Origin of the sequence: Maritalea myrionectae DSM 19524 (genome assembly GCF_000423365.1) — a bacterium.
Classification (GTDB): Bacteria; Pseudomonadota; Alphaproteobacteria; order Rhizobiales; family Devosiaceae; genus Maritalea; species Maritalea myrionectae.
The window spans coordinates 460,899-484,931 of record NZ_AUHV01000003.1; the positions used below are offsets into that span (position 1 = coordinate 460,899).

Here is a 24,033-nt window from a genome sequence, read left to right on the forward strand (position 1 = left end):
GTTAGACCAATTCAATTGACGCGGCAAGAGTACGGCAAAGGCCTAGCCTTCAATTTCCTCGCGCAACATTTCAATTTCCAGCCATTCTTCTTCCGCTGCATCCAGCTTTTGCTGGGTGGCGCCAAGCTCTTCAGTCAGCTTCTGAAATTTCTCAGGTGCCTTGGCATAAAGATCCGCGTCGGCGAGGTCTTCATTCAGCTTGGCCACCTTGGCTTCTAACTCTTCCATAAGCTTGGGCAGGGTTTCAAGCGCATGCTTGTGCTTGAAACTCAGCTTTTTCTGCGGTTTCGGCGCCGCAGGTTTGGCCTCTGATTTCGGCTTTTCTTTTTTCGGCTTCGGCTCGCTTTTGCGCTGACCGACACCGTGCCCCCGCAACGCCACCATATCCGAATAGCCACCAGCATATTCGTGCCAATGACCATTGCCTTCATGCACAAGTATGGAGGTCGCCACCCGATCCAAAAAGTCCCGGTCGTGGCTCACCACAATCACCGTGCCATGATAATCGGCCAGCATTTCCTGCAGCAAATCCAGCGTTTCCAAATCCAAATCGTTGGTCGGTTCGTCAAGGATCAACAGGTTCGAGGGTTGTGCCATGGCCTTGGCCAACAGAACCCGCGCCCGCTCGCCGCCGGACAGCTTGCCAACGGCAGTGCCCGCTTGTTCCGGCGAGAACAAAAAGTCCTTCATATAGCCGACCACGTGCTTGGTTTGGTCGCCAATAACAATATTGTCGCTGCCCCCGCCCGTCAGGCTATCTTTCAAGCTCGTTTCGGGGTCAAGCTGCGCCCGCTTTTGGTCCAGCACCGCAATATCGAGCTTGGTGCCGAGTTGCACTTCGCCGTCGTCAGGTGCCAACTCCCCCGTGATCAATTTGATCAATGTCGATTTGCCAGCCCCGTTGGGGCCAACAATGCCCAAGCGATCTCCGCGCATGACACGAAGGCTGAAATCTTTCACAATGGTCAGATCGCCAAAGGCTTTGGACACATTTTTTACATCTGCCACAATCGCTCCAGATTGCTGGCCCTCGGTCGCCTGCATTTTCACATTGCCCGTGGGTCCGCGATGGTCCACCCGCTTTTGCCGCAAATCAGCCAGTTCCGACATGCGCCGCACATTGCGTTTGCGCCGTGCAGTCACCCCGTAACGCACCCAATGCTCTTCGCGCACAATTTGCCGATCCAGCTTATGCTGCTCCAGCTCTTCTTGCGCCAAAATATCATCACGCCACTGTTCAAAATGGGCAAAACCCTGACTGTTTTGGCGGGTTTTCCCCCGATCCAGCCACACAGTGGATTGAGTTAAATCTGACAGAAAGCGCCTATCGTGCGAAATGATCACCATCGCCGATTTCATCGACTTCAGCTCATCTTGCAGCCATTCAATGGCGGGCAGATCCAAATGGTTGGTCGGCTCGTCCAACAGCAGCACATCAGGCTCCGGTGCCAAGGCCCGCGCCAGCGCCGCCCGACGCGATTCACCACCTGACAAGCCAACAGGTGAAGCCTCCGGATCAAGACCGAGTTCACTTAAAAGATAGGGCGCGCGATATTGGTCATCCCCATCCACCAGGCCGTCCTGCACATAGTCCAACACAGTTTCATAAGCGCTCAAATCTGGCTCTTGCTGCAAATAGCGCCAAGTGACGCCGGGCTGCACAAAGCGTGTGCCACTGTCCGCTTCAACATCACCCGCCAGGATTTTCAGCAGCGTCGATTTGCCCGAACCATTACGTCCCACCAAGGCAATACGCTCTCCTGGCGCAACAAAAAGCGCTGCACCTTCCAACAAAGGCGTGCCGCCAAAAGTGAGATAAATATCTTGAAGTGAGAGAACTGCGCTGGCCATATGAGATCTATATATTCCTGTTTAGGGTCTACTATCATTGATTGGCATAAATACAATGGCCAAAAACCAGACCAAACCGCAAAGGCATCCTCATGAGCGCACAAATTGACACTTACCTGATCGAAGCCGACGAGCTGGCTGCAAAGCTGGGCCAACCCAATCTGGTTATTTTTGACGCGTCCATGCATCTGCCCGGTGCCAACCGTGACGCAATCAAAGAATATCAAGAAAAGCACATCCCCGGCGCCATGTTTTTCTCGATCAAGGAACTGTCGGACCCGAACTCCACTCTGTCGCACACCATGCCCAGCGCCGCATTCTTTCAGGATCAAATGCAAAAAATGGGTGTAAATAATGATGATCAGATCGTGGTCTATGATACCCAAGGCCTGTTTTCTGCCGCCCGTGCCTGGTGGATGCTCAGCCAAATGGGCGCAAGCAATGTGCGTATTCTCAATGGCGGTTTCCCCTATTGGGAAAAGCAAGGCCACCCCACCGAAAGCGTCCAGCCCATGCCAAATGCCAACGGCAATTTCACCGCCGCTTTCGATGCACAAAAGCTGGTGCCGTTTGAAGAATTACTCGACTTAGTGAATAAGGGCGACCAAAGCTGCAATATTCTTGATGCCCGCGGCCCGGGCCGCTTCAAAGGCGAAACCGACGAGCCGCGCGAGGGCATGCGCGCGGGCCATATGCCGGGTGCCCAAAATCTGCACTATGCTGCGTTTTTGGACGATGAAGGCCGCCTGCGCCCCAAGGCTGAACTTGAGCAGATCATAAATGAGAAATTCGACGCCTCAAAACCCACGATCACCACTTGCGGCTCCGGTGTCACCGCCTGCGTCATCCTTTTGGTGCTGGAGATTTTGGGCCACCAAAACACACGTCTTTATGACGGTTCATGGAGCGAATGGGGCGCACGACCTGAAACGCCAATTGTAAAGGGGTAGACAAATCCCCACACAACCTATATTGCAAATGTTTATCAAGCAAACTTTTGCAATAAAGGCGCTATGTCCCTTACCGATCTGGAACAAAGATTATTGGCCGAAATCACGGCCCACCCTTACGCCAGCCAAAAAGAGCTTGGCGAGCGTCTGGGCGTGGCACGGGCAACTGTCGCCAATTATATTGAGCGCCTGCAAGCCAAGGGCTACATTCTCGGACGCGCCTATATTGTGGCGCAACAGCAAAGCATTTTGTGCATAGGCGGCGCGGTGATGGACCGGGTGCTCAAGCTGAAAGAGCCCGGCATTTTGGAAACCTCCAACCCGGCGAGCGCTGAAGAAACCCGTGGCGGGGTGGCCCGCAATGTGGCTGAAAATCTTGCGCGCTTGGGCGAGCCCACCAAACTGCTTTCAATCGTCGGCGACGATGGCGCGGCAGACGCGTTGAGCGCTGCCACCACACAAAGTGGCGTCGACCTTTCCCACATGGTGCGCAACCGCAACTTGGCCACCGGCACCTACACAGCGATTATGCAGCCCGACGGCAGCCTCTATCTGGGCGTCGCGGATATGGACATTTTCAACCAAATGGACGCAGCTTTTGTGCAAACCCATTTGGGCCTGATCAGCGGCTCAGCCCTGATATTTGCCGACACCAATTTGTCGACAGATGGCTTGGCCAAACTCGTCACCCATTGCCGCGACCAGAATATTCCGTTGGCCGTAGACACTGTTTCAATTCCGAAATTCAAACGCCTGCCGGACGATCTGAGCGGCATCAGCTATCTGTTCTGCAATAAGGACGAAGCTTTGGCTGCCACCGAGCAAGCAACACCCGACGCAATGATCACTGCTTTGATCTCGCGCGGTGCCGAACATGTGATCATCACCGACGGCGCCAACGGCGTCTATCTCTCTTATCAAAACACCATGCAACACCTTGCCGTGCCTGCAGCCGAAATCGTGGACGTTTCCGGCGCGGGCGACGCCTTTGTGGCGGGCACGCTGCATGGTCTCAATCAAAAGCTGCCCCTTGCTCAAGCCGCACAATTCGGCATCGCCGCAGCGCAACACACCCTCAAATCCACCCTGCGCAACAGCCCCGACCTCTCCCACACGGCGGTTGAAACATTTGCGCATCAGCATTTTGCATCCAACTAAGGATTCCTCCCATGAATTTTGATCTTCAATTTGGTGCACATGTCGCCGAAGCCTTGAAAAACAATACGCCCATTGTGGCGCTCGAAACCACCGTGGTGACCCACGGCATGGCCTATCCCAGCAATCTGGAAACAGCGCTCGCCATGGAAAATGCCGTAAAAGAAGCCGGTGCTTGCCCAGCGACACTCGGCATTGTGGATGGACAGGTGACTGTCGGTTTGACCGAGGAGCAGCTGAAAGACTTTGCCACAAGCGAACGCGGTTCAATTGCCAAATGTTCGCGCCGCGACTTTGCGCCATTGTTGGGCAAAAACCAATCCGGCTCTTTAACCGTCGCAGGCACCATGATCGTGGCCGCTGCCGCCAAAATCGACATCTTTGCCACCGGCGGCATTGGCGGCGTGCACCGCGGCCACCCATTTGATGTGTCCGCTGACCTAACCGAATTGGGCAAAACGCCCGTTGCCGTGGTCTGCGCGGGTGCCAAGTCGATCCTTGACTTGCCGCTTACCCTTGAAGTGTTGGAAACCCAAGGTGTGCCCATTGTTGGCTATCAAACCAAAAACCTGCCCGCTTTTTACACCCGCGATAGCGGCATGGCCCTGCCCCACAGTGTGGACAATATTGCCGAAGCTGCCGCCACCTACACTGCATGGCGCGACTTGGGTGCAGATAGCGGATTGCTGTTCACCAACCCGGTGCCAGAAGCGGATGCGCTGAGCAATGATGAGATGGAAACCATCATCGATCAAGCAATCGCAGAAGCGGACGCAAACGACATTAAAGGCGCAGCGGTCACCCCATTTGTTTTGGGTAAAGTGGTGGAATTAAGCGAAGGCCGTTCACTCAAAGCAAACATTGCGCTATTGATCAACAACGCGAAACTGGCCGGGGAGATTGCCGTCGCGGCCAAACGATAGGCGTTTTAGGGGTTGAGAGCGACGAATGATCACCAGAAACGATGATGCAAGCGTAACTCAACCGCTCAAATTTTTGCTCATTGCAGGCGTTGCCCTTTTGCTGGGGCTGCGCCTTTTCTTTTGGCTTAGCGGCAATATGGTGGCGGACGAAGCCTATTATTGGATGTGGTCGCAACACCCAGCCATTTCCTATTATGACCATCCGCCGCTCAACGCCTGGACCCTTTGGGCGGCGTCCAAACTGGTTGGCTGGAATGTCTGGGCTTTGCGCCTTATGCCGGTTTTGACATTCCTGGCCGACATTTGGGTGCTCTGGCTCATCTCCAAACAAATCAGCACCGCCCCCAAGCAGCATTTTGCGGTAACCTTTGTGTTGTTTCTCAGCACGCCCATCTTCCTCACCATGACCATGCTGGCACTGCCAGATCACCTCATGGTGCTGTTGCTGCTGCTCGGCCTGTTGTTCTTTCTTAAATTCTTTATTCCGCTCAACGAGGATCAGCCCCCCGCTTGGCTTTGGCTATATGCCGCATGCATCTGCGTGGGGCTGGCCACACTGGCCAAATATAACGCGGTGCTCTTGGGCGCCGGCGTCTTCCTCTATGCGGTTTTCACCCCCAACGCACGGCGCATCTTTCGTCATGGACAGAGCTATCTCGCCTTTGCGCTTTTCCTTCTGGTCGTTGGCCCTGAGATTTATTGGAACATCAACACCAACGCCTCCTCCATCAGTTTTATCTTGCGCGATCGTCATGCGGGCCTGCCCTCGGAAAACAATTTTAGCGGTCTGATCGGGTATCTGGCTGGCATGGTTGGTTTTTTGTCGCCCTTTTTGATCTGGTCATTGGCAAAAACTCTATGGCCCCGGCGTAACACGCCCGCTGGCCTGGGCATCGCAAAATTTGCGTTCTGGACCTCCAGTCTTTTGTTTCTGGCGCTCTCATTCACCACGGACATCATGTTCCATTGGAACCTTGTGGCCTATATCGCAATCCTGCCCTTTCTCGCCCACTATGTGCGCTGGGGATGGCTTACATTTGCGCATGTGGTTTATGGCGTTCTTCTGGCGGCGATCATTGCTTTTAACTTTGGCGTTTTGCCCATCCGCACCTATTTCAGCACCGCCGACTATTTTTCCGCCCGATCATTCGGCTGGACAGAATCCGCGACACGGGTGCAAACACTCATGGCTGAACATGACATAGGCTTTGTGGCGGGCACACATTATACCATTTCCGCCCCCCTAGGGTTTGCAATGCAAGACGCAAATGTCACTGATTTGGGCAGCGCCCCTTCTCAATTTCGCTATTGGTTTGAGCCCGCGCAACATTTGGGCGAAAACGCGCTCATCATCACCCACACGGGCAATGGACTGGGGGAAACCCTTGCCGATCGCTTCGAGACAGTCGAGCTAGTCGACACAATAGAAATCTACCGCCAAGGCTATTTGGTGGAAAAGCGCCACACCTATTTGGCAACCAACTTTAAAAACTAGCCAAAAAAAAGGGTGCCCAACCGCAGTTGAAGGCACCCATTTCAGATTGAAACGCGGCTACTCCTAGCGCGCTTTAATCGGGTCACGCCATGCAATGGCTTTGCTCGCAGGGTAGCACCCCACCGCGACCTTCTTTGAATAATTGCCAGAGATGATTTTGACCTGGCCATTGTCACATTTGCCCATCACAACCCCCACATGATTGCGCATCACCATGATTGAGCCCACCTTGGCGGTTTTTGTGGTCTTGCCATAAGAGGCAAAGTCTCGGGCGCGGTTCGACCCGCGCGATTGAAATCCAGCCCGTTTCAAAATTTGATCCATATAGCAGGCACACCATTTTGACGGGCATCCACCGGGGCGACGCTGCCCCAAATCTTTTTCCATCAGTCTAACCAAAGGGGTAGCCTGTGCCGGCACCACTGCAGAAAACGGCAGCGCAAGCGCAAGCACGGCAATCACCGCGCGCAAAGTCATTTTGTTCATGTAGCTGTTCACCAAGCGGACGCGGTGCCCTGCACCAAAACGTCCCGATTATCCTATTGTTCGTCAAACGCGCCAACCAGCAGGCACGCTCAGATAAAAGCGCGAAACATCGCGACGGGCCGCCATGTGGCGCCCGAATGTGTCAGAAATGAGGACCCCTTGACGCTGCGCGGCAAAACCAATCAAATGATCAAAAAATCCCTCCCTTCGCGCAGCAATAGAGGCGTTTATGCAACATTATGATGTGATTGTGGTTGGCCTTGGAGCCATGGGCAGCGCAGCTGCCTATCAATTGGCCAAGTCCGGCACCAAGGTTTTGGGCCTTGATCAACACACACCGCCACACATTCATGGGTCCACCCACGGGGAAAGTCGCCTGACCCGGCAGGCAATTGGGGAAGGATTCGCCTATGTGCCCTTTGCTTTACGCGCCCACGAAATCTGGCGCGAGATTGAAGCCGAAACTGGCGAAAAACTACTCAATGAAATTGGCGCGGTGATGATCTCCAGTGATCAATCAGATCAAGCCACGGCCAAGAAAGGCTTTTTGGCAACAACCGAGGCAGCCGCCAAGAAGTTTGACATCGCACACGAAATGCTCACCCCGGCGGAGGTGCGCAGTCGATTTCCAAACTTCCTCATCAGCGACAATGAACATGCCTATTTTGAACCCGGCGCCGGCTATTTACGGGCAGAGCAATGTGTCGATAATCAACTCAAACTCGCGGAAAAATATGGTGCCGACTTGCGATATGGACAGGTCGTGGGCGTGATCATGCCGCAGGCTGATGGCGCTGTTAATGTGCGCACGCAACAAGAAACCTTCAGCGCCGCAAAAGTGATTTTGAGCGCCGGGCCATGGGTGCGATCATTTCTCCATCCAAAATGGCACGATATTTTCCAGCCCACCCGCCAAGTGCTGCATTGGCTGGATATCGAAAAAGACCATCAATCAGCTTGGGAAAATAGCCCCGCCTTTGCCTGGCCTCATGGCGAAGAGCCCGACGACTTTTTCTATGGCATGCCGTCACTTGCCGCGCCGCATCAATTCAAAATGGCGTCCGAATTTTATGGCGCGCCTACATTGCCGGAAGAGACAAATCGGGAGGTTAGTCGCGCGGAACAGGACGAATTTTTCCGCCGTCACCCGAAGGATCGACTGCTCGGGTTGAACCCGAATGTCGTGCGCTCCGCAACCTGCCTTTATACCGCAGCGCCCGACGGCCAGTTTATTATGGATGGTCACCCTGATTTGGAAAATGTTTTTCTGGTGTCGCCCTGCTCCGGCCATGGCTTCAAGCACAGTGCCGCCATTGGCGAAATGCTGGCCCAACTCATGACAAAGGGCGAAACATCTTACGACATTTCGCCCTTCAAATTGTCACGATTTAATCGGGACTAGCTCGTCACCATGCGCGTGATATAAAACCCTGCTGCGGCGGCAGTCGCGGTCAGGGTCGCGCCCCAAATCATATCGACGATGGCCACACTCACCGGCCAATCTTTCAACGTGGCATAGTTGGTCATGTCGTATGTGCCATAGGCGAGCAGCCCCAAGAGCGCGCCTGAAATCACTGCGGGCATCACCGAACCGGCCTTAAGTGCGGGCAAAACTGCGAAATAAACGATACCCACAACATAAAACAAATAGAACACACCGGCGGCGGCGAAGTTCGGACTATCCGCCATTAAATGGCTGATGCGTTCAAAATAAAAGTTACGGGCGACATAGCTAAGCCAAACAAAGTCAATTCCCAGAAAAATCACCAATGTGGCGACGTAAGCGATTAGATTGGTCATGTTGTTGCTCCTGTTGTAAGACTTACGCCATGGCCAAGCTAGGCGGATCACTCTTCAGCCCCAGTTCGTCAATTTATTAAGGGGAGCGTTGTGATCCATTACACACAAGTCCGCGTTTCTTCTACATCAGATTTATCGATCGGAACCGGACTTTATGAGTAAATTGAACATTGCCGTCGTCGGCTCAGGTATCTCAGGTTTAAGCGCGGCTTGGTTGCTGTCCAAAAACCATAACGTGACCCTATACGAAGCCAATGATTATTTGGGGGGCCATTCAAACACGGTTGAAGCACCCGTGCCTGAAGGCAATATTCCGGTCGACACAGGCTTTATCGTTTACAACGAGCCAAACTACCCCAACTTGTCAGCTCTGTTTGAGCATTTTGACCTGCCGACAAAACATACGGATATGAGCTTCTCATTCACCATGAATGGGGGCAAATATGAATATTCGGGTTCAGGCCTCAACGGGTTCTTTGGCCAACGCCGCAATGTGGCCAACCCCATGCATTGGAGCCAATTGGCCGACATCTTACGGTTTTTTAAATCCGCTCAATCGCGCATCGCCACCTATAACCAGGAAATTTCCCTGGGTGATTTTTTGGCGCGCGAAGGCTATGACCGCCCCTTCATTGATAATCACATTATCCCCATGGGTGCCGCCATCTGGTCCACCAAAGCCAAGGCGATGATGGATTATCCGGCGCAAACATTCATCAATTTCTACCACAATCACGCGTTGATGAAGGCCATTCAAAAACCGGATTGGCGCACTGTGATTGGCGGCAGCCGCGAATATGTAAAATGCATGATCGCCGACTCGAATATCGATGTGCATCTATCCACACCGATCAAAAAGATCATGCGCCACCCAAATTATGTGCACATCGAAGATGGCAATGGCGTTTTGCGCCCGTTTGACCATGTGGTGATGGCCAGCCACGCTGACCAAAGCCTTGCGATGCTCGACGATGCCAGCGCAGCGGAACAGAATTTGTTGCGCCACTTCCCTTACCAGCCGAACAAAGCTGTGTTGCACACCGATGATGCTTGGATGCCAAAGCGCAAACGACTTTGGTCATGCTGGAACTATTTGAAGCAAACGGTGAACGGCGAAGATGAATTGTGCGTCACTTATTGGATGAACGAACTGCAGCATTTGGAGACCAAAACTGATCTGTTCGTGACCCTCAATCCGACACGTGACATTCACCCCAAAGCGGTCATCCAAAGCTTTGATTATATGCACCCGGTTTTCGACAGCGAGTCAATCGAAGCGCAAAAAGACCTGTGGCAGCTACAGGGGAAAAACCGCACCTGGTTCTGTGGCGCTTATTTTGGCTATGGCTTCCATGAGGATGGTATCCAGTCCGGCTTGGCTGTCGCCGAGCAATTGGGCGGCCAAGCCCGCCCGTGGCAGGTTGAAAATGAATCCGGCCGCATCAACGTGACACCATTGGCACCGCGCGAGGCAGCAGAATGATGGAAAGCGCAGTTTATGATGGCATCGTAACGCACAAGCGGCTGCGGCCGGTTGAGCATAAATTGCGCTATGGCGTGTTCAACCTGTTTGTCGAAGTCGATGATTTGGACCGCACCGCTGAACATTTAAAACTGTTTAGCCACAACAAATTCAATCTCTTGTCTTTGCACGACAAAGATTTTGGCGACGGTACAGGACAAGACCTTCCGGGCTATTTGAAGGATCTGGCCGAAAAAGCTGGTGTTGAATCTGAGAAGCTGCGCTTTTTCATGCTCGCCTATCCGCGAATTCTCAATTTCGCCTTTAATCCGTTGACCACCTATTACGCGGTAGAACGCGGCAAAATCAAATTGATGATCTATGAGGTGCGCAACACATTTGGCGAGCGCCATACCTATGTGATCCCGGCAGGGGAAGCCGAAGATGGCGTGATTTGGCAAGATTGTGCGAAGCAATTTTACGTCTCACCATTCAACAATGTCGAAGGCAATTATCGCTTTCATGTGACCAAACCCGGCGAAGAACTGACCTTGGGCGTCGCGCTTAAAGATGCGGAGGGTGCCCTGCTCAATGCCTTTGTGCATGGGGAGCAAAAGCCCCTTACCGACATGCAACTACTAAAGTCTCTCGGCCGAACAGGCTGGATGACAATGAAAGTGGTGTTTGGCATCAACTTTGAAGCGCTGAAGTTGTGGATTAAAGGGTTGCGTCCCAAGCCCAAGCCAGACGCGCCCAAACGCGCCATCGCGATTTTCAAAAAACCACATAATGTTGACTAAACAACGCGGCTAAATCGAAGCCCTGATCCGGCGCATCACAAACAGGTAGAGCCAGTTTGGGGCCACTCGCAACATCTTCATCACCAGCGTAAAGCCGAATGGGAATGAGATTTCAAACTTGCGTTTGGCCAATCCCTTATAAAGCGCGTCTGCTGCCTCGTCGGCTGACATCAGACCCGGCATGGGAAATGGGTTATCTTGCGTCAACGGTGTATCCACAAAACCCGGATTAACGATGCTCACACCAATATTGTGCGGCTCCAATTCGACCTTTAAAATCTCTGCCAGATTGATCAGCGCGGCCTTTGTTGGGCTGTAGGCGATGGAGCGCGGTAAGCCGCGATAGCCTGCAACCGAGGCGATGATGGCAATATGGCCGACGCCACGGGTCTTCATCATGGGGATCAATTTGTCGACCGCGTTAAGGGTGCCAAAATAATTGACCTCCATGCCCGTACGAATGGGAGCCATGTCCATCTGGTCGCTGTCCATAATCGTCCAGGCACCCGCGCCAAGCACAACGAAATCGATGGGCGCACGGTCCGCAATCATATCGATTGCCGCGTTCATCATCGACACGTCGGTTACGTCCACCGGAAAGGCACGAATATTCTGGCCTTCAGAAACCAGTGAATTCAGCTTATCTTCAGAACGCGCAGAGACAGACACGAGCGCGCCATCCGCATCGAGCTTTTTGGCCAAAGCCCGCCCAATCCCGGTGCTGGCGCCCGTGATCCAAATGTGTTTGCCTTTAAAGGACATATATCACCTAAATCCGCACGAAGGGCTGCATCAACCGAACGATCAGATCCTTAAACCGTGTGGGCGCTTCTGTCGCCACAAGACAAATACAGGCCTCGCCTGGCTCCACAATCGGCTGGTGCTCAATATCTTCGTCCAGGTCAGCCACATCGCCAGGGCCGAAAACGCCCAATTTATCGCGATAAGCACCTGAAAGAATAAGGGTCATCTCAGCGCCGCCATGCCCGTGCTCTGGCACGGCCATGCCTGGGGAAATGTTGAGCATATAAAGCGAAGACTCGCCTTTTTTGCCCTGCTGAATTTCATATTTGCGCACACCGGGCGCAACCAGGCGCCAGCGCACATCATCCATATGGTCGCCAATCAAGGCCCGCAATGGCAAAGGCACATCACTATCTGGTGCTGATTTCTTGGGCAAATCCACTTCAATTTGCTCATCAGCGCCCGAATCTAGGCGCGCCATCATCCGCTCAAACGCATCGTCAGACACAGGCGCCTGTGCCACATGATCCATCATATGGCCGCCAATTTCTTCCGCATCGCGCGCCGCTTTTCGACATTTGTCACACATGGCCAAGTGCGCAGCCACCACCATGGTGAAGGCACTATCTAAATCGCCACTGGCATAACGCAACAAGGTTGCATCATCGAGATGGTGTTGGGTTGTCATCGCACCGCCTCCAACTTAGATTTCATTTTTCCATATGCTAGCCGCATACGAGATTTCACAGTGCCCAAAGGCAGACCCAGCTTTTCCGCAATTTCACTTTGCGACATGTCTTCTATAAATCCCAATTCGATGATCTGCCGCTGTTCTTCAGGCAACTCGGACAGCGCTTCGCTGACCCGTTCCGCCCGCTCGGTTGCAAACATTTCGTCTTCTCCCGAGGCGACATCACTTTCCATTTCAATTTCATAAACATCATCATAGGGCCGTGAAGACGCACGTCGCAGCAAATCAATCCGTGCATTCCGCGCCACAGTGAACACCCAAGCATTCACCGAACCACGGTCAGGGGCATAAAGCTTTGCTTTACGCCACACGGTCATCATTACATCCTGCATCAAATCCTCGGCTTGGCTCTCATTGCTCCCCGCTTTGAGGAGCACAGCCTTCACCCGGGGCGCAAAGTACGAAAATAAGAACTGGAACGATTCCCGATCCTGAACCTCAGCAACACGGACCATAGCCTGCTTCAAAAGCGTTGGATCATCTGCCGTGCCTATATTTTCGTCATTGTGTGCCAAATTTAACGCCGATCGCATATTTGGACCCTTTGTGACTGTTCTTTGCCTAATTAACGGGCGGCATCAGAATTCGGTTCACATCCGGATCAAAAAATAATTTCAATAATATTCGCACCTTAACCGATAAGTTTGGCTTGTACATCCCCTTGCCATCCGAGATGCTTCTTGTCGCCCTCCACAATGACCGGACGCTTCATCAGGCTAGGGTTTTCAGCCAACAAATCCAAGGGATCGCGCTGCCGTTCTTCTTCGCTCAAACCGCGCCATGTGGTGGACTTTTTATTGACCAGCCTATCAACGCCAAACGCATCCAAAAACACCACAAGCTGATCTTTGCCAAGCGGTTCCTTTTTCACATCGTGAAACGCCACATCACGCCCCGCTGCCTCCAGCGCTTTGGTCGCCTTGCGGCAGGTGTCACAGTTTTTGAGACCATACAGTGCAAGCATTTTATCCTCTTTCATAAAAATCTCGCCAGCGCGGCAACAGGCTGCCATCATATCCTTCGTGTGGCTCACTGTGCCATAGGGCATTCAGAATGGCGTTTTCGGTGGCTTCGACACCAGCCAAGAAAACTTTGTCTGCATGTCGGTCCGACAGCCGCTGCTGAACTACGATGTCATCATCATTCAGTTTCCGCGCATTTTGCGTTGAGAACGCCAAGGCAACGTCACCGCTATGATGGCCATAATGGCTGCCCAATCGCCCCAAAGCCGCCGCTGCGCGCAGCGACAATCGGGAGAGTTGCAAACTGTCGAGCGGCAGGTCTGTGGCCATCACGATGATGATGGACCCTGCATCTGGGCTATCAGGCGTCTGATCGGTAAACTTTTGTGGATTTTGGCCAAACACACGAATGTTCGACCGTTGGCCAAAATTCGACAGCACAAATGACCCAAGCGTATAGGTTTGTTCGCCGATTTGAACTTTGCGCGATGCGCTGCCAAGGCCACCTGCGAACCCAAAGGTACACATGCCGGTTCCCGCCCCGACAGTGCCCTGAGCAAAGGTCGTGTCGCACTGGTCCAGCGCCGCTTCGACCAAATCGCCATCAATGCCGATGGCCTGAATATCGTTGACACGGCCATCATTACATTCAAACACCAGCGGGTTGACGGTGGCGCTGCCATTCCGCCCAATTTGCGGATTTTCAGCGATGGCACGTTCAATCAAAACTTGCGAGGCAATGCCCACGCCAAGCGTATTGGTGAACACAATTGGCGTTTCAATTTCGCCCAATTCAGGCACCTGAACCAGCCCCGCCGACTTGCCAAAACCGTTGATGACCGCGCATCCGGCAGGCAGTTTGTTGGCGTAAATATTATCCGCCATGGGCAGCAAAGCCGTTACCCCGGTGCGGGCGTTGCCTTGCATATTTTGCACATGGCCGACGCGCACCCCTTCCACGTCGCAAATCGAATTGGTGCGCCCTGTGGGCAATTGCCAATATCCAATGGCAGCGTCATCAAAGGGGGCATAACTCATCAATCAAATTTCCTGTTTACGGGTCGCCAGTTATTGGTTGCACCAAAATTTGTGTCATGCCAATCTCGCGCTGACCAGCCCCATCGTCATCTAATGACTGATTTTCCAAAATAGATTGCACCAATATGTACGAGAACCTCAAAACCCAAAATATCGACAATATCGCAGATTTTATTGATTTGCGGTCGGACACTGTGACCAAGCCAGATGCGCAATTGCGCGAAGTGATGGCGGCAGCGGATGTGGGTGATGATGTTTATGGGGACGACCCGAACGTCAATGCTTTGCAAGACGAAATGGCACAAAAGCTGGGCAAAGAGGCCGGGATTTTTCTGCCCTCGTCCACACAATCAAACCTGGTGGCGATGCTGACCCATAATCCACGCGGCCGCGAGATTGTGGTGGGGCGCAAATATCACATATTTAAATATGAAGCGGGCGGCGCTGCCGTTTTAGGCGGCCTGACTTATGACCCATTGCCGGTCCAAGAGGATGGCGGGCTCAACGCCGAAGATATCCACGCGGCCATCAAGCCGAACGACAGTCACTTCCCCATCAGCACCACCTTGGTGTTGGAAAACACACACTCCGGCCAAGCCGTGAGCATGGAGCGCACCATAGCCGCGGCTGACGCGGGCCGCGCTCACAATATGAACATACACCTTGATGGCGCGCGCATGTTCAATGCCTGCGTAAAATTGGGCGTAGACGCCCCCACCATGGCCGCGCCGTTCGACAGCATCAATATCTGCCTGTCGAAAGGCTTGGGCGCCCCAGTCGGCGCAGTGCTTGTGGGCAGCAAAGACTTTATCCACCAGGCCAAGCGCTGGCGGAAAATGTTGGGCGGCGGCATGCGGCAGGCTGGCATCATTGCCGCAGCGGGCCGATTTGCCCTGCACAATTATGTAGATGATTTGGCAGAAGATCACCGTCGCACCAAACATCTCGCCGATGCGTTGCGCGAAACCGGGCGCTATGATGTGACCTATCAGGACAATCAAACCAATATGCTGTTTGTGCATCTTGAAAAAGACCGCGCCAAAAAGCTTGGTGCCCATATGCGCGACAACAAAATCATCGTTTCGGCCGGCACTGAAAGCCGCATCGTGTTGCACCGCAACATCGATGACAATCAGCTCGACCAAATCATTTCAGCCTTCAAAAGCTTTAACGGATAACCATGACATCAACCCCGCACACCAACCTTTGGCAAGCCACCGCAAACGCCCCGCAATTTGATCAGACCCATGATCAGCAAAGCGTCGATCTCGCCATTATTGGTGGCGGGTTTTCCGGTTGCGCTGCTGCACTTGAAGCGGCCAAGGCAGGCTTGAACGTGATTTTACTGGAAGCCGAAACCATCGGCTTTGGTGGCTCTGGCCGGAACGTTGGGCTGGTGAATGCCGGGCTGTGGACGCCACCGCAGGAGGTGGAAGATACGCTGGGCCTGCAGGCGGGGCAAAAGCTGAATACCGCCCTCGCGGCGGCCCCCGATCTCGTGTTCAACTTGATCGAACAGCATCAAATTCAATGTGACGCAGTGCGCAATGGCACACTGCATTGCGCTCAAAGCCATCATCACAAGAAAGACTTGGACAAACGGCTGCGCCAGCTGACCGCCCGCGGCGCACCAGTGGAGATGTTGAGTGAAGCGGAAACGCAAAAGCGCCTTGGCTCCACCCATTTTGTGGCCAGCTTGTTTGATCCCCGTGCAGGCACCATCCATCCCTTAAAATTTGCCCAAGGATTGGCGAAAGCAGCACAGGATGCGGGGGCAAAAATTGTCGAACATTGCCCGGCAACAGCAGTGCAACAAGATGGCACCTGGCGCGTGGCCACCCGGCAGGGCGAGTTCAAAGCCAATTATGTGATTATCGCCACCAACGCTTACGATCATAAGCATGTGCGACACTCAAAAGATCAATTCTCGACGGTGCAGTTTTTCCAATCCGCCACAGCGCCGCTAACCGATGCGCAGGCCGCAAAAATCCTTCCCAATCGCGAAGGCACATGGGACTGCGCCACAGTAATGACCAGCTTGCGGCTCGACGCAGAAAACCGACTGATATTGGGCGCCATCGGCAGCTTGGACCATGCCTCCGCCCTCTTCCACAAACTGTGGGGACGGCAAAAACTGCGCGACCTATATCCAGAACTCGCCGACCTGCCCTTCACCCACCAATGGTGCGGTAAAATCGCGATGACCGCCGATCATTTGCCAAAGATTTTGGATCTCGGCGGCAAAGGCTTTGCGCCTTTCGGCTATTCAGGTCGCGGTATTGGCCCTGGCACTTTGTTTGGCACTCAAATGGTCAAAGCGCTCATCAACAGTGACGAAACCGTACTGCCAATTGCGCCCATCACACAATATGATGAGAGTTTTACCGGCCTAAAATCCGCCTATTATGAATGTGGCGCGACGGCCGTGCATACTGCCTATCCGGTGTTGAAACATCTGAACATCGGGTAGCCACACTGCTGTCCACAGGCAAATAGGAATATGTTCCGCTTTCTTAGAACCATTCTAAGTTATTGATTTTTCTATTGATTTTTTAAACATGATCAATTAACTCATATTTATACGGGCAAACATAATCGATATTTTGTCCCATTTTTTGACCTAAAGAGGAGGTCGGGCCTTGCCCCCGACAATCAAATTCATGAAAACACTCGCGAAAATTTCATTCGCCGCCATGTTGTGTACGAGCCCGACATTCGCTCTGGCCCACGATGAAGCCCACAGCGTCGTTGAAACCTACGCCGAAATCGCTCATCTAGCTTTTGAAGATAGCCTGATCACCGCCATTGAGCTGCAGGATCAGATCGATGCGTTTTTGGCAGAGCCAACCGAAGCGAACCTGCGAGCAGCGAAAGACGCATGGTTGGCCGCGCGTGTGCCCTATCAGCAAACAGAAGCCTATCGTTTCGGCAATGCCATCGTCGATGATTGGGAGGGTCGCGTAAATGCTTGGCCTTTGGATGAAGGCTTGATCGACTATGTCGACGCCAGCGCCTATGGCCTTGAAAGCGACACCAACCCACTCTTTAACGCCAACATCATCGCTAATAAAGAGATCTCGATAAACGGCGAAACCTTGGTTGTCGACGAGATCACACCAGCATTTTTGAGCGAAAAACTGCACGAGGCGGGCGGCGTTGAAGCCAATGTGGCCACGGGCTATCACGCGATTGAGTTTTTGCTCTGGGGCCAGGATTTGAACGGCACCGATGCGGGCGCAGGCAACCGCCCCGCGACAGACTATTCGCTTGAAAATTGCACCAATGACAATTGCGACCGTCGTCGGCAATATTTGGACGCTGCATCTGATTTGCTCGTCAGCGATTTGGAAGAAATGGAAGCCAATTGGGAAGAGGACGGCGCGGCCCGTAAAGCTTTGGAAGAAAAGTCTGAAGCCGAAGTGCTCAACACCATTTTGACTGGCCTTGGATCATTGTCTTATGGCGAACTGGCCGGCGAGCGCATGAAGCTGGGCCTGTTGCTCAACGACCCTGAAGAAGAGCATGATTGCTTTTCTGACAACACCCACAACTCGCATTATTACGACGCCAAGGGCATTCAAAACGTCTATTTGGGGCGCTATGAACGGCTTGACGGCACAGTGTTCGAAGGCACGTCAATCGCCCACTATGTGAGCCACGCTGATGAAGCTGTCGCCAAAGAACTGCGCACAGACATTGCCAGCACCATGGACGCATTTACCGAGATGGTTGATCGAGCAGAGACCGAAAGCTATGACCAAATGATCGGCGAAGGCAATGCAGAAGGCAACGCCATTGTACAAAATGCCATTGATGCGTTGGTCAAGCAAACACGCTCCATCGAACGCGCCGTTGTCGCGCTTTCATTGGAAGGCGTCGAGCTTGAAGGTTCGGACAGTCTGGACAATCCAGATGCGGTTTTCGAATAGATTTAAACTGGCCGATGCGGGACATCCCGCATCGGCACCCACTGGATCATTTCCATGAAGTCCTTTTTGGCCACGCCGTTTTTCATTTTTGCACTTAGCCAGTTGGCCAGCGCCCAGCCCGTCCCGCAATATGATTGGGCTGAAGACAGCGCCGAGCGTGACCGCTTGTTGCGCGTTACAGCCCCAACCACCGATTTCACCCAAGCCGAAACGTTTGAAGCCAATCCCGGTGGCGCCACCTCATCTGATCATACTGAGGGGCGCGAACGGCTGAGCCAGCCCAGCGCAAATCTGCCGCAAGATCAGCGCATGAATTTCACCTTGGGTGAAGCTTTGTTTGATAAATTCTGGGTCGCTGCCCCCAGCTCCACCAAAGCATCCGACGGACTTGGCCCGCTTTTCAATGCCCGCGCTTGCCAGTCTTGCCACATCCGCAACGGTCGCGGCCGCTTGCCTGAAAATGATGGAGAACAACCTGTTGGCCTCGCCATCAAATTGATCGACACGGCCCGGCAAATGGGGGACCCTATCTATGGCGATCAGCTGCAATTATTCGCCTCGGGCAAGGTACAACCCGAAGCCAAGGTCGCCATTTCTTATCGCACGGAAACAGTAAAACTGGATGATGGGGAGCAGATCACGCTGCATCACCCCATCTATGAAATTGACAATATGAGCCATGGCCCCATCGCCACCTCAATTGAGATTTCGCCGCGCATCGCGCCGCCGCTGATCGGCATGGGCCTGATCGATCAAATCGACCCCAACGATATTTTGGCACAAGCAGACCCTGATGATCATGATGGCGATGGCATTTCAGGCAAAGCCAACCTGAAGGGCGACCAATTGGGGCGCTTTGGCTTGCGCGCCGATGTGCACAATCTGGTGCAACAAGTGGCCAACGCCTTCTCAGTTGATATGGGATTGTCTAACCCCAAACATCATGATGATTGGGGCGATTGCACCAGTGCTCAAACCGAATGCCGCAGTGCCCCGGGCGGCACGCAGCTCAATTTGGGAAAGCACGAAATACCGCAAAAGGTGCTCGACCTGACAGCATTTTACACCGCAAATCTGGCCGTCCCGAAGCGGAAAAACACCAGTGACCCAACAGTGCTAAAAGGCAAACAGGCATTTTATGACGCGGGATGCGTAAGCTGCCACACGCCCAAATATGTCACCAAACGCGAAGAAGTAGCCGGCGGCAACAGCTTCCAACTGATCTGGCCCTATTCTGACTTTTTGTTGCACGATATGGGCGACGCGCTGGCAGACAGAACGCAAAGCGGCACCGTGGGCACGCGCGAATGGCGCACACCGCCCCTTTGGGGCATCGGCCATACAAAAGCTGTTGCCGACCAAGAACGATATCTGCATGATGGCCGGGCCCGTAGCTTGAAAGAAGCGATCCTTTTCCATGGTGGCGAGGCAGAAACAGCCAAGCAGAACTTTATGGCGCTCGACCGCACAACACGCGACCATCTCATTCAATTTTTGAAGTCACTATGATGAAACACGCCGCCCAATTCGCCCCCTTTGCCCTTTCTTTGATCATGGCAAGCAGCGCTCAGGCGCAAGACCCGAGCGCCATGCTCACTGATTTTCTGGTGCCCGCCTATCAGCAATTGGCGGCGACAGCGGACTCGCAAATCGACGCCATGGAAACCCTGTGCCAAACGCCCTCCGAGACAAATTTGCACACCGCCCGCGAAGGCTTTGCCGATCTGGTCAGCGCCTATGCTTACGCAGAACCTGTGCGCTTTGGCCCGATCAAACAAAATGATCGGCTGGAGCGCCTTTATTTTTGGCCCGATCGGAAATCCACAGGGCTAAAGCAAGTGCAAAAAGCACTGGTGGGCGAAGATGAAAGCGTGTTGAGCGTCGACAGCCTTCAAGACAAAAGCGTCGCTTTGCAGGGGCTCAACGCCTTGGAATATATATTGCACGGTGCGCTGGCGGATAAACTCAAAACCGACGCCAACAGCCATGCCTGCCGCTATGGCGAGACCATCGCCCAGAACATGTGGGCCATAGCTGACCAGATGGTGGTTGATTTGGTGGCAGAGGATGGGTTGATCGCCCAGTTTGAAAACCCGCAAGAACGGTCGGCCCTTTTCCGCACCGAAGAAGAAATATTGAAAATCAGCTTCGAAACATTTTCCCATTTCCCAGAAATCATCAGCGCCACGCGGCTCAATGAATGGGCGGAAGAAAAACCCAACCTCAATGTGTTGCCCTTGCGCCGTGCGGGCCTGAGCATGAAGCTGGTTTTGCGCGATATTGAGGGCGTCAGCGCGGCCTTTGATGCCTTCACAGGCACAGACGAACATGAAGAAATGCTGGCCAGCGCATTCGATGCCTATCGCTTCGAGCTGGACAATGCCTTGCGCAGCGCCAAAGAACTTTCGACCCACAGCAATCAGGAAATTCTGGCCGACGACGCCCTGCGTAAAAAGGTCCATTATTTGCGCATCGTGCTAAACTCGCTGCGAGATATCGCCAACGACCAGATCGCCCCCGAACTAGGGCTTGTGGTGGGTTTCTCTTCACTGGATGGCGACTAATGCTGCGACGAGATTTTCTCAAGATTTCTGGCGCCAGTTTTCTCACCAGCCTGGCCATGCCCGCGCAGGAAGTCTTGGCCCAATCTGAGCAAATTTTTGCCTCCTGCGTTGCGTTTCCCAACGGTCAATTTGGCGCGGTGCTGCTGAATGAACAGGGCAAGCTGATCTCAAAGATCGACCTGCCCGCCCGCGGTCACGACATTGCCTTATCAACGCAGAAAGACAAGCTGATCGTTTTTGCCCGCCGCCCCGGCACCTTCGCCATACTGTTTGGCAAAAATGGTAAAGTCTTGGGCGAAATCTCCAGCATCGAGGGCCGCCACTTTTATGGCCATGGTACCTTTAGCGCCGATGGCCGCCTGTTTTACGCCACGGAAAACGACTTTGAAAATGCCCGCGGCGTCATCGGCATTTACGATTTGACCGCCCAGCCCATCAAGCGCGTCGGCGAATTTGATGCAGGCGGCGTTGGCCCCCATGATCTGCGGCTCGATCCGCATTCTGGCCATCTCATTATCGCCAACGGCGGCATCGAAACCCACCCCGACTTCGCCCGCGCCAAGCTCAACCTGGCCAGCATGCGCGCCAATATTGCGTGGATTAATCCTTCCACGGGCGACTTACTTGCCCGATATGATGCGCCCGACCAATTGCAAAAACTCTCCCTGCGCCATATGGCGCTGGGCGGCAACGGCGAAGTTTGGATTGCGGGACAATATCAGAATAAAAGCGAACTACCGGAAAGCCTCTTGGCCAATGCCAGCCCCGACAATGGCCTCGAATTTATCCTGATGCCAGAAGATGATCTGGCGGCCCTGCACAACTATATCGGCTCAGTGGCGGCCAGCGGCGATGGGGAACAAGTGGCGATCACCTCCCCCAAAGGTGGCAGCGCCTATATTCTGGACCGACACGGCAATATCATTGATCGACGCAAACAGGATGACATCTGCGGGGTGGATTATGGCCGCGACAGGTTTCAATTCTCGTCAGGCCTCGGCGCATTTGGGGACCAAACTCTGGATGATCTACGCTTCGACAATCATTTGATCGCTTTATAAGCGGCAGCAAGTGCTTTATCCCAGCCCTGAGCCGAGATCAAACTGCCTTTGCCAAAAGCCGATCAAGCGCCTGCAAAAAGCTGGACCTATCTTTGGCATCAAAGGGCTTATTGTAGCCTTTGCTCTCGCCGGTTTCGCGCAAATGCTGGTTCAACTCACGCATGCTCAGCGCCATGCCGATATTGTGCGCATCAAACTCTTTGCCCGTTGGTCCCAATGCGCGCGCCTGCCTCTCCAAACAGCGGCTGGCCAAAGGAATATCGGCAGTGATGGCAATTTCGCCAGCGCCAATATGCTCGGCAATCCAATCATCTGCCGCGTCGGCCCCGTGGGGCACGATCACATGCTGGATCATTGGATCACGCGACGGGCGCAACCCGCCATTGGACACAATGGTCACCGGCACCTGATAGCGCTCGGCGACCTTTAAAACTTCAGCCTTTACGGGGCACGCATCCCCATCAACGTAAATTCTCAATTGTCTTCAAACGCCTTGTCGTAGGCATCTACCAGAGCCACGGCCCGCGTATGCACGACATTTGCGCTCTCGCCGGGTTTATAAAGCCCGCCGCCAATACCTGCACCATCGACACCCGCTTGCACCCAGACATCAAAATTATCTGCGTCCACGCCACCAACGGCATAAACGGGGATACTTGGCGGCAGCACCGCCTTCATGGCTTTGATGCCGCTGGGGCCAATCACCGAGGCAGGGAAAATTTTCAACCCATCCGCCCCTGCTTGAATGGCCGCAAAACACTCGCTCGGCGTCAACACGCCAGGGTAGGACAATAGTCCAGCCTTCTTTGTTGTGCGGATGACCCCCGTATCGCAGTTAGGTGACACCACAAATTGGCCATCGGCCGACACCAAATTGTCCACATCCTGACCGCTAAGCACAGTGCCCGCACCAATAAGCGCCTGCCCGTCAAAGGCTTTGCGCATTTTAGAGATGCTATCCAAAGGCTGGGGCGAATTAAGCGGCACCTCAATCATGGTGATGCCCGCTTCCACCAACGCAGCAGTCACATCAACAGCTTCGTCTGGCGTGATCCCCCGCAAAATCGCAATCAATTGGCGATGGTTCATGACGCCACTCCTTTTTTCTGTGCTTTCGCAACCAAATTCAGCCCACGTACCGTGAAATTTTCATCCACATCACAAAGCGGGTCTATGTCAAATTCTTCAAATGCGGCTTGATAGATGCGCATCAATTTCGCGCCACCAACAATCGCCACGTGTCCGGTGGCAAAACTATCCATGCCCGACTTGATTTCCATGCCCATCAACAAGCCAGACAACATGGCCCGCGCTTCAACGGGTGTCAGGCCAGCCAGCAGGCTTTTGGCCCGCAAGCCAAACACCAGATGGGTAAAATCCTGCGGCGCAGACATTGCCTCTTTCACGCCGATTAGGAAGGCATCCTCATCCCATCCATCCTCGGCGACGCTCAAGCGCACCACAGACTGCTGCGACAAGAGATTGAACATCTCGCCAGTCATATAGGTTTTAAAACCCATAACCTGCGCCGATTTAATCTCCGCCCATTTCGAATGGGTGCCAGGCAAAATGATCGTGCCCTCAAAATCAGGATATTTCTCCAGCAATCCGAATATCTGGGTTTCTTCACCGCGCATCACATCTGCAGGCGCGCTCTGGCAAAGCCCCGGCACAATCTGCACCTCAATGCGCGGATCACTTGTCGCCACCTTGGTCAGCTTCAACGCCCGATGTACATCAAAAGGCACTTGCCCATATGTCGCCTCTTGCCAGCCACCGCGTGCGCCAACCATGCCACAAGCATATATGGGCAGCGTCCCGTCATCAGATAGCCAAGGCGCAATCAATTCCAATAATGTGGGTTCAAATTCATCAGGCTGAAGTTTGCCCATGCCTTTATCGCTGGCCACCTCGTCCACAATGCGCCCCTCTGCGTCAATAGCATAGGCGCGGACATTGGATGTTCCCCAATCCAAGGCGATAAATGAAATCTGTTGAGACATAATCGAAACTCCTTGGGCCTTTATGGCGCAGGAATATGTGAAGGCCAAGACCAAAGCAC

At 53.6% G+C, this 24,033-nt stretch carries 24 protein-coding genes; 13 read left to right on the forward strand and 11 right to left on the reverse strand.

What is annotated here, in order from left to right; translation table 11 throughout:
• Positions 1-42: 42 nt before the first annotated feature.
• Positions 43-1,851, reverse strand: coding sequence for an ATP-binding cassette domain-containing protein (locus G549_RS0108365; RefSeq protein ID WP_027834644.1), 1,809 nt, complete (start codon positions 1,849-1,851; stop codon positions 43-45).
• Positions 1,852-1,943: 92 nt separating this feature from the next.
• Here G549_RS0108365 and sseA point away from each other — a divergent pair, with 92 nt between their 5' ends.
• The 4 genes from sseA to G549_RS0108385 all read left to right on the forward strand — a co-directional run bounded on the left by sseA (position 1,944) and on the right by G549_RS0108385 (position 6,374).
• A complete protein-coding gene (gene sseA / locus G549_RS0108370; protein WP_027834645.1) occupies positions 1,944-2,801 on the forward strand; it encodes a 3-mercaptopyruvate sulfurtransferase in 858 nt (285 codons plus the stop codon).
• Positions 2,802-2,864: 63 nt separating this feature from the next.
• Positions 2,865-3,959 (forward strand): carbohydrate kinase, encoded by a 1,095-nt coding sequence (locus tag G549_RS0108375; protein WP_027834646.1) that lies wholly within the window; start codon positions 2,865-2,867, stop codon positions 3,957-3,959.
• Positions 3,960-3,970: 11 nt separating this feature from the next.
• Positions 3,971-4,879, forward strand: a complete 909-nt coding sequence (locus G549_RS0108380; protein ID WP_027834647.1) for a pseudouridine-5'-phosphate glycosidase — start codon at positions 3,971-3,973, stop codon at positions 4,877-4,879.
• A 25-nt stretch (positions 4,880-4,904) separates the two neighbouring features.
• Positions 4,905-6,374: an ArnT family glycosyltransferase gene (locus G549_RS0108385; protein ID WP_027834648.1), complete on the forward strand. Its 1,470-nt coding sequence runs from the start codon at positions 4,905-4,907 to the stop codon at positions 6,372-6,374.
• A gap of 63 nt (positions 6,375-6,437) precedes the next feature.
• On the opposite strand, the gene G549_RS19600 is transcribed toward G549_RS0108385, so the two are convergent.
• A complete protein-coding gene (locus tag G549_RS19600) occupies positions 6,438-6,860 on the reverse strand; it encodes a CHAP domain-containing protein (protein ID WP_051213557.1) in 423 nt (140 codons plus the stop codon).
• A 229-nt stretch (positions 6,861-7,089) separates the two neighbouring features.
• On the opposite strand from G549_RS19600, the gene solA reads away from it, so the two are divergent.
• Positions 7,090-8,262, forward strand: a complete 1,173-nt coding sequence (gene solA / locus G549_RS0108400; RefSeq protein ID WP_027834649.1) for an N-methyl-L-tryptophan oxidase — start codon at positions 7,090-7,092, stop codon at positions 8,260-8,262.
• Here solA and G549_RS0108405 read toward each other — a convergent pair.
• Complete coding sequence (locus G549_RS0108405; RefSeq protein WP_027834650.1) at positions 8,259-8,660, reverse strand: DUF2177 family protein; 402 nt, start codon at positions 8,658-8,660, stop codon at positions 8,259-8,261. The genes solA and G549_RS0108405 overlap by 4 nt on opposite strands.
• A 154-nt stretch (positions 8,661-8,814) precedes the next feature.
• On the opposite strand from G549_RS0108405, the gene G549_RS0108410 reads away from it, so the two are divergent.
• Entirely contained in the window at positions 8,815-10,143 is a 1,329-nt protein-coding gene (locus G549_RS0108410; protein WP_027834651.1) for an NAD(P)/FAD-dependent oxidoreductase, read from the forward strand.
• A complete protein-coding gene (locus G549_RS0108415; RefSeq protein ID WP_027834652.1) occupies positions 10,140-10,922 on the forward strand; it encodes a DUF1365 domain-containing protein in 783 nt (260 codons plus the stop codon). The genes G549_RS0108410 and G549_RS0108415 overlap by 4 nt, the downstream gene beginning before the upstream one ends.
• Positions 10,923-10,931: 9 nt before the next feature.
• On the opposite strand, the gene G549_RS0108420 is transcribed toward G549_RS0108415, so the two are convergent.
• The 5 genes from G549_RS0108420 to G549_RS0108440 all read right to left on the reverse strand — a co-directional run bounded on the left by G549_RS0108420 (position 10,932) and on the right by G549_RS0108440 (position 14,417).
• Positions 10,932-11,684 carry an SDR family NAD(P)-dependent oxidoreductase gene (locus tag G549_RS0108420; protein ID WP_027834653.1) on the reverse strand — a complete coding sequence of 251 codons (753 nt, stop codon included), beginning with the start codon at positions 11,682-11,684 and terminating at the stop codon, positions 10,932-10,934.
• A 7-nt stretch (positions 11,685-11,691) separates the two neighbouring features.
• Entirely contained in the window at positions 11,692-12,354 is a 663-nt protein-coding gene (locus G549_RS0108425) for a ChrR family anti-sigma-E factor (protein ID WP_027834654.1), read from the reverse strand.
• The gene (locus G549_RS0108430; protein ID WP_051213558.1) at positions 12,351-12,950 is read right to left on the reverse strand and encodes a sigma-70 family RNA polymerase sigma factor; all 600 of its coding nucleotides are present in this window, start codon (positions 12,948-12,950) and stop codon (positions 12,351-12,353) included. Before G549_RS0108430 ends, G549_RS0108425 begins: the two co-directional genes overlap by 4 nt.
• Positions 12,951-13,048: 98 nt before the next feature.
• Positions 13,049-13,381, reverse strand: coding sequence for an ArsC/Spx/MgsR family protein (locus tag G549_RS0108435; protein WP_210162411.1), 333 nt, complete (start codon positions 13,379-13,381; stop codon positions 13,049-13,051).
• Position 13,382: 1 nt separating this feature from the next.
• Complete coding sequence (locus G549_RS0108440) at positions 13,383-14,417, reverse strand: P1 family peptidase (protein ID WP_036221758.1); 1,035 nt, start codon at positions 14,415-14,417, stop codon at positions 13,383-13,385.
• A gap of 125 nt (positions 14,418-14,542) precedes the next feature.
• Between G549_RS0108440 and ltaE the strand changes: the two genes are divergently transcribed.
• From ltaE to G549_RS0108475, 6 genes are all read left to right on the forward strand, one after another.
• Entirely contained in the window at positions 14,543-15,595 is a 1,053-nt protein-coding gene (gene ltaE / locus G549_RS0108450) for a low-specificity L-threonine aldolase (protein ID WP_051213559.1), read from the forward strand.
• Positions 15,596-15,597: 2 nt separating this feature from the next.
• The gene (locus G549_RS0108455; protein ID WP_027834659.1) at positions 15,598-16,887 is read left to right on the forward strand and encodes an NAD(P)/FAD-dependent oxidoreductase; all 1,290 of its coding nucleotides are present in this window, start codon (positions 15,598-15,600) and stop codon (positions 16,885-16,887) included.
• A gap of 190 nt (positions 16,888-17,077) precedes the next feature.
• On the forward strand, positions 17,078-18,346 hold the full coding sequence (locus G549_RS0108460; protein ID WP_027834660.1) for an imelysin family protein: 1,269 nt from the start codon (positions 17,078-17,080) through the stop codon (positions 18,344-18,346).
• 54 nt (positions 18,347-18,400) lie between these two features.
• On the forward strand, positions 18,401-19,855 hold the full coding sequence (locus G549_RS0108465) for a di-heme oxidoreductase family protein (protein WP_051213560.1): 1,455 nt from the start codon (positions 18,401-18,403) through the stop codon (positions 19,853-19,855).
• A gap of 44 nt (positions 19,856-19,899) precedes the next feature.
• Positions 19,900-20,910 (forward strand): imelysin family protein, encoded by a 1,011-nt coding sequence (locus tag G549_RS0108470; protein WP_169449630.1) that lies wholly within the window; start codon positions 19,900-19,902, stop codon positions 20,908-20,910.
• A complete protein-coding gene (locus tag G549_RS0108475; protein ID WP_027834663.1) occupies positions 20,910-21,971 on the forward strand; it encodes a DUF1513 domain-containing protein in 1,062 nt (353 codons plus the stop codon). The genes G549_RS0108470 and G549_RS0108475 overlap by 1 nt, the downstream gene beginning before the upstream one ends.
• A gap of 37 nt (positions 21,972-22,008) precedes the next feature.
• On the opposite strand, the gene G549_RS0108480 is transcribed toward G549_RS0108475, so the two are convergent.
• From G549_RS0108480 to G549_RS0108490, 3 genes are read right to left on the reverse strand one after another with little or no spacing between them, the layout of a single operon-like run.
• Positions 22,009-22,449 (reverse strand): YaiI/YqxD family protein, encoded by a 441-nt coding sequence (locus tag G549_RS0108480; RefSeq protein WP_027834664.1) that lies wholly within the window; start codon positions 22,447-22,449, stop codon positions 22,009-22,011.
• Positions 22,446-23,060: a 2-dehydro-3-deoxy-6-phosphogalactonate aldolase gene (locus tag G549_RS0108485; RefSeq protein WP_027834665.1), complete on the reverse strand. Its 615-nt coding sequence runs from the start codon at positions 23,058-23,060 to the stop codon at positions 22,446-22,448. The genes G549_RS0108480 and G549_RS0108485 overlap by 4 nt, the downstream gene beginning before the upstream one ends.
• The gene (locus G549_RS0108490; protein WP_027834666.1) at positions 23,057-23,974 is read right to left on the reverse strand and encodes a 2-dehydro-3-deoxygalactonokinase; all 918 of its coding nucleotides are present in this window, start codon (positions 23,972-23,974) and stop codon (positions 23,057-23,059) included. The genes G549_RS0108485 and G549_RS0108490 overlap by 4 nt, the downstream gene beginning before the upstream one ends.
• Positions 23,975-24,033: the final 59 nt, after the last annotated feature.

What these genes read in the sequence shown, in the direction of transcription:
- G549_RS0108440 (WP_036221758.1), bottom strand. Translation starts at nt 14,417, where the DNA reads ATGAGTTATGCCCCCTTTGATGACGCTGCCATTGGATATTGGCAATTG.
- G549_RS0108460 (WP_027834660.1), top strand. Translation starts at nt 17,078, where the DNA reads ATGAAAACACTCGCGAAAATTTCATTCGCCGCCATGTTGTGTACGAGC.
- G549_RS0108385 (WP_027834648.1), top strand. Translation starts at nt 4,905, where the DNA reads ATGATCACCAGAAACGATGATGCAAGCGTAACTCAACCGCTCAAATTT.
- G549_RS0108375 (WP_027834646.1), top strand. Translation starts at nt 2,865, where the DNA reads ATGTCCCTTACCGATCTGGAACAAAGATTATTGGCCGAAATCACGGCC.
- G549_RS0108420 (WP_027834653.1), bottom strand. Translation starts at nt 11,684, where the DNA reads ATGTCCTTTAAAGGCAAACACATTTGGATCACGGGCGCCAGCACCGGG.
- G549_RS0108485 (WP_027834665.1), bottom strand. Translation starts at nt 23,060, where the DNA reads ATGAACCATCGCCAATTGATTGCGATTTTGCGGGGGATCACGCCAGAC.
- G549_RS0108465 (WP_051213560.1), top strand. Translation starts at nt 18,401, where the DNA reads ATGAAGTCCTTTTTGGCCACGCCGTTTTTCATTTTTGCACTTAGCCAG.
- G549_RS0108430 (WP_051213558.1), bottom strand. Translation starts at nt 12,950, where the DNA reads ATGCGATCGGCGTTAAATTTGGCACACAATGACGAAAATATAGGCACG.
- ltaE (WP_051213559.1), top strand. Translation starts at nt 14,543, where the DNA reads ATGTACGAGAACCTCAAAACCCAAAATATCGACAATATCGCAGATTTT.
- G549_RS0108435 (WP_210162411.1), bottom strand. Translation starts at nt 13,381, where the DNA reads ATGCTTGCACTGTATGGTCTCAAAAACTGTGACACCTGCCGCAAGGCG.
- sseA (WP_027834645.1), top strand. Translation starts at nt 1,944, where the DNA reads ATGAGCGCACAAATTGACACTTACCTGATCGAAGCCGACGAGCTGGCT.
- G549_RS0108410 (WP_027834651.1), top strand. Translation starts at nt 8,815, where the DNA reads ATGAGTAAATTGAACATTGCCGTCGTCGGCTCAGGTATCTCAGGTTTA.
- G549_RS19600 (WP_051213557.1), bottom strand. Translation starts at nt 6,860, where the DNA reads ATGAACAAAATGACTTTGCGCGCGGTGATTGCCGTGCTTGCGCTTGCG.
- G549_RS0108365 (WP_027834644.1), bottom strand. Translation starts at nt 1,851, where the DNA reads ATGGCCAGCGCAGTTCTCTCACTTCAAGATATTTATCTCACTTTTGGC.
- G549_RS0108380 (WP_027834647.1), top strand. Translation starts at nt 3,971, where the DNA reads ATGAATTTTGATCTTCAATTTGGTGCACATGTCGCCGAAGCCTTGAAA.
- G549_RS0108405 (WP_027834650.1), bottom strand. Translation starts at nt 8,660, where the DNA reads ATGACCAATCTAATCGCTTACGTCGCCACATTGGTGATTTTTCTGGGA.
- G549_RS0108490 (WP_027834666.1), bottom strand. Translation starts at nt 23,974, where the DNA reads ATGTCTCAACAGATTTCATTTATCGCCTTGGATTGGGGAACATCCAAT.
- G549_RS0108425 (WP_027834654.1), bottom strand. Translation starts at nt 12,354, where the DNA reads ATGACAACCCAACACCATCTCGATGATGCAACCTTGTTGCGTTATGCC.
- G549_RS0108470 (WP_169449630.1), top strand. Translation starts at nt 19,900, where the DNA reads ATGGCAAGCAGCGCTCAGGCGCAAGACCCGAGCGCCATGCTCACTGAT.
- solA (WP_027834649.1), top strand. Translation starts at nt 7,090, where the DNA reads ATGCAACATTATGATGTGATTGTGGTTGGCCTTGGAGCCATGGGCAGC.
- G549_RS0108415 (WP_027834652.1), top strand. Translation starts at nt 10,140, where the DNA reads ATGATGGAAAGCGCAGTTTATGATGGCATCGTAACGCACAAGCGGCTG.
- G549_RS0108455 (WP_027834659.1), top strand. Translation starts at nt 15,598, where the DNA reads ATGACATCAACCCCGCACACCAACCTTTGGCAAGCCACCGCAAACGCC.
- G549_RS0108475 (WP_027834663.1), top strand. Translation starts at nt 20,910, where the DNA reads ATGCTGCGACGAGATTTTCTCAAGATTTCTGGCGCCAGTTTTCTCACC.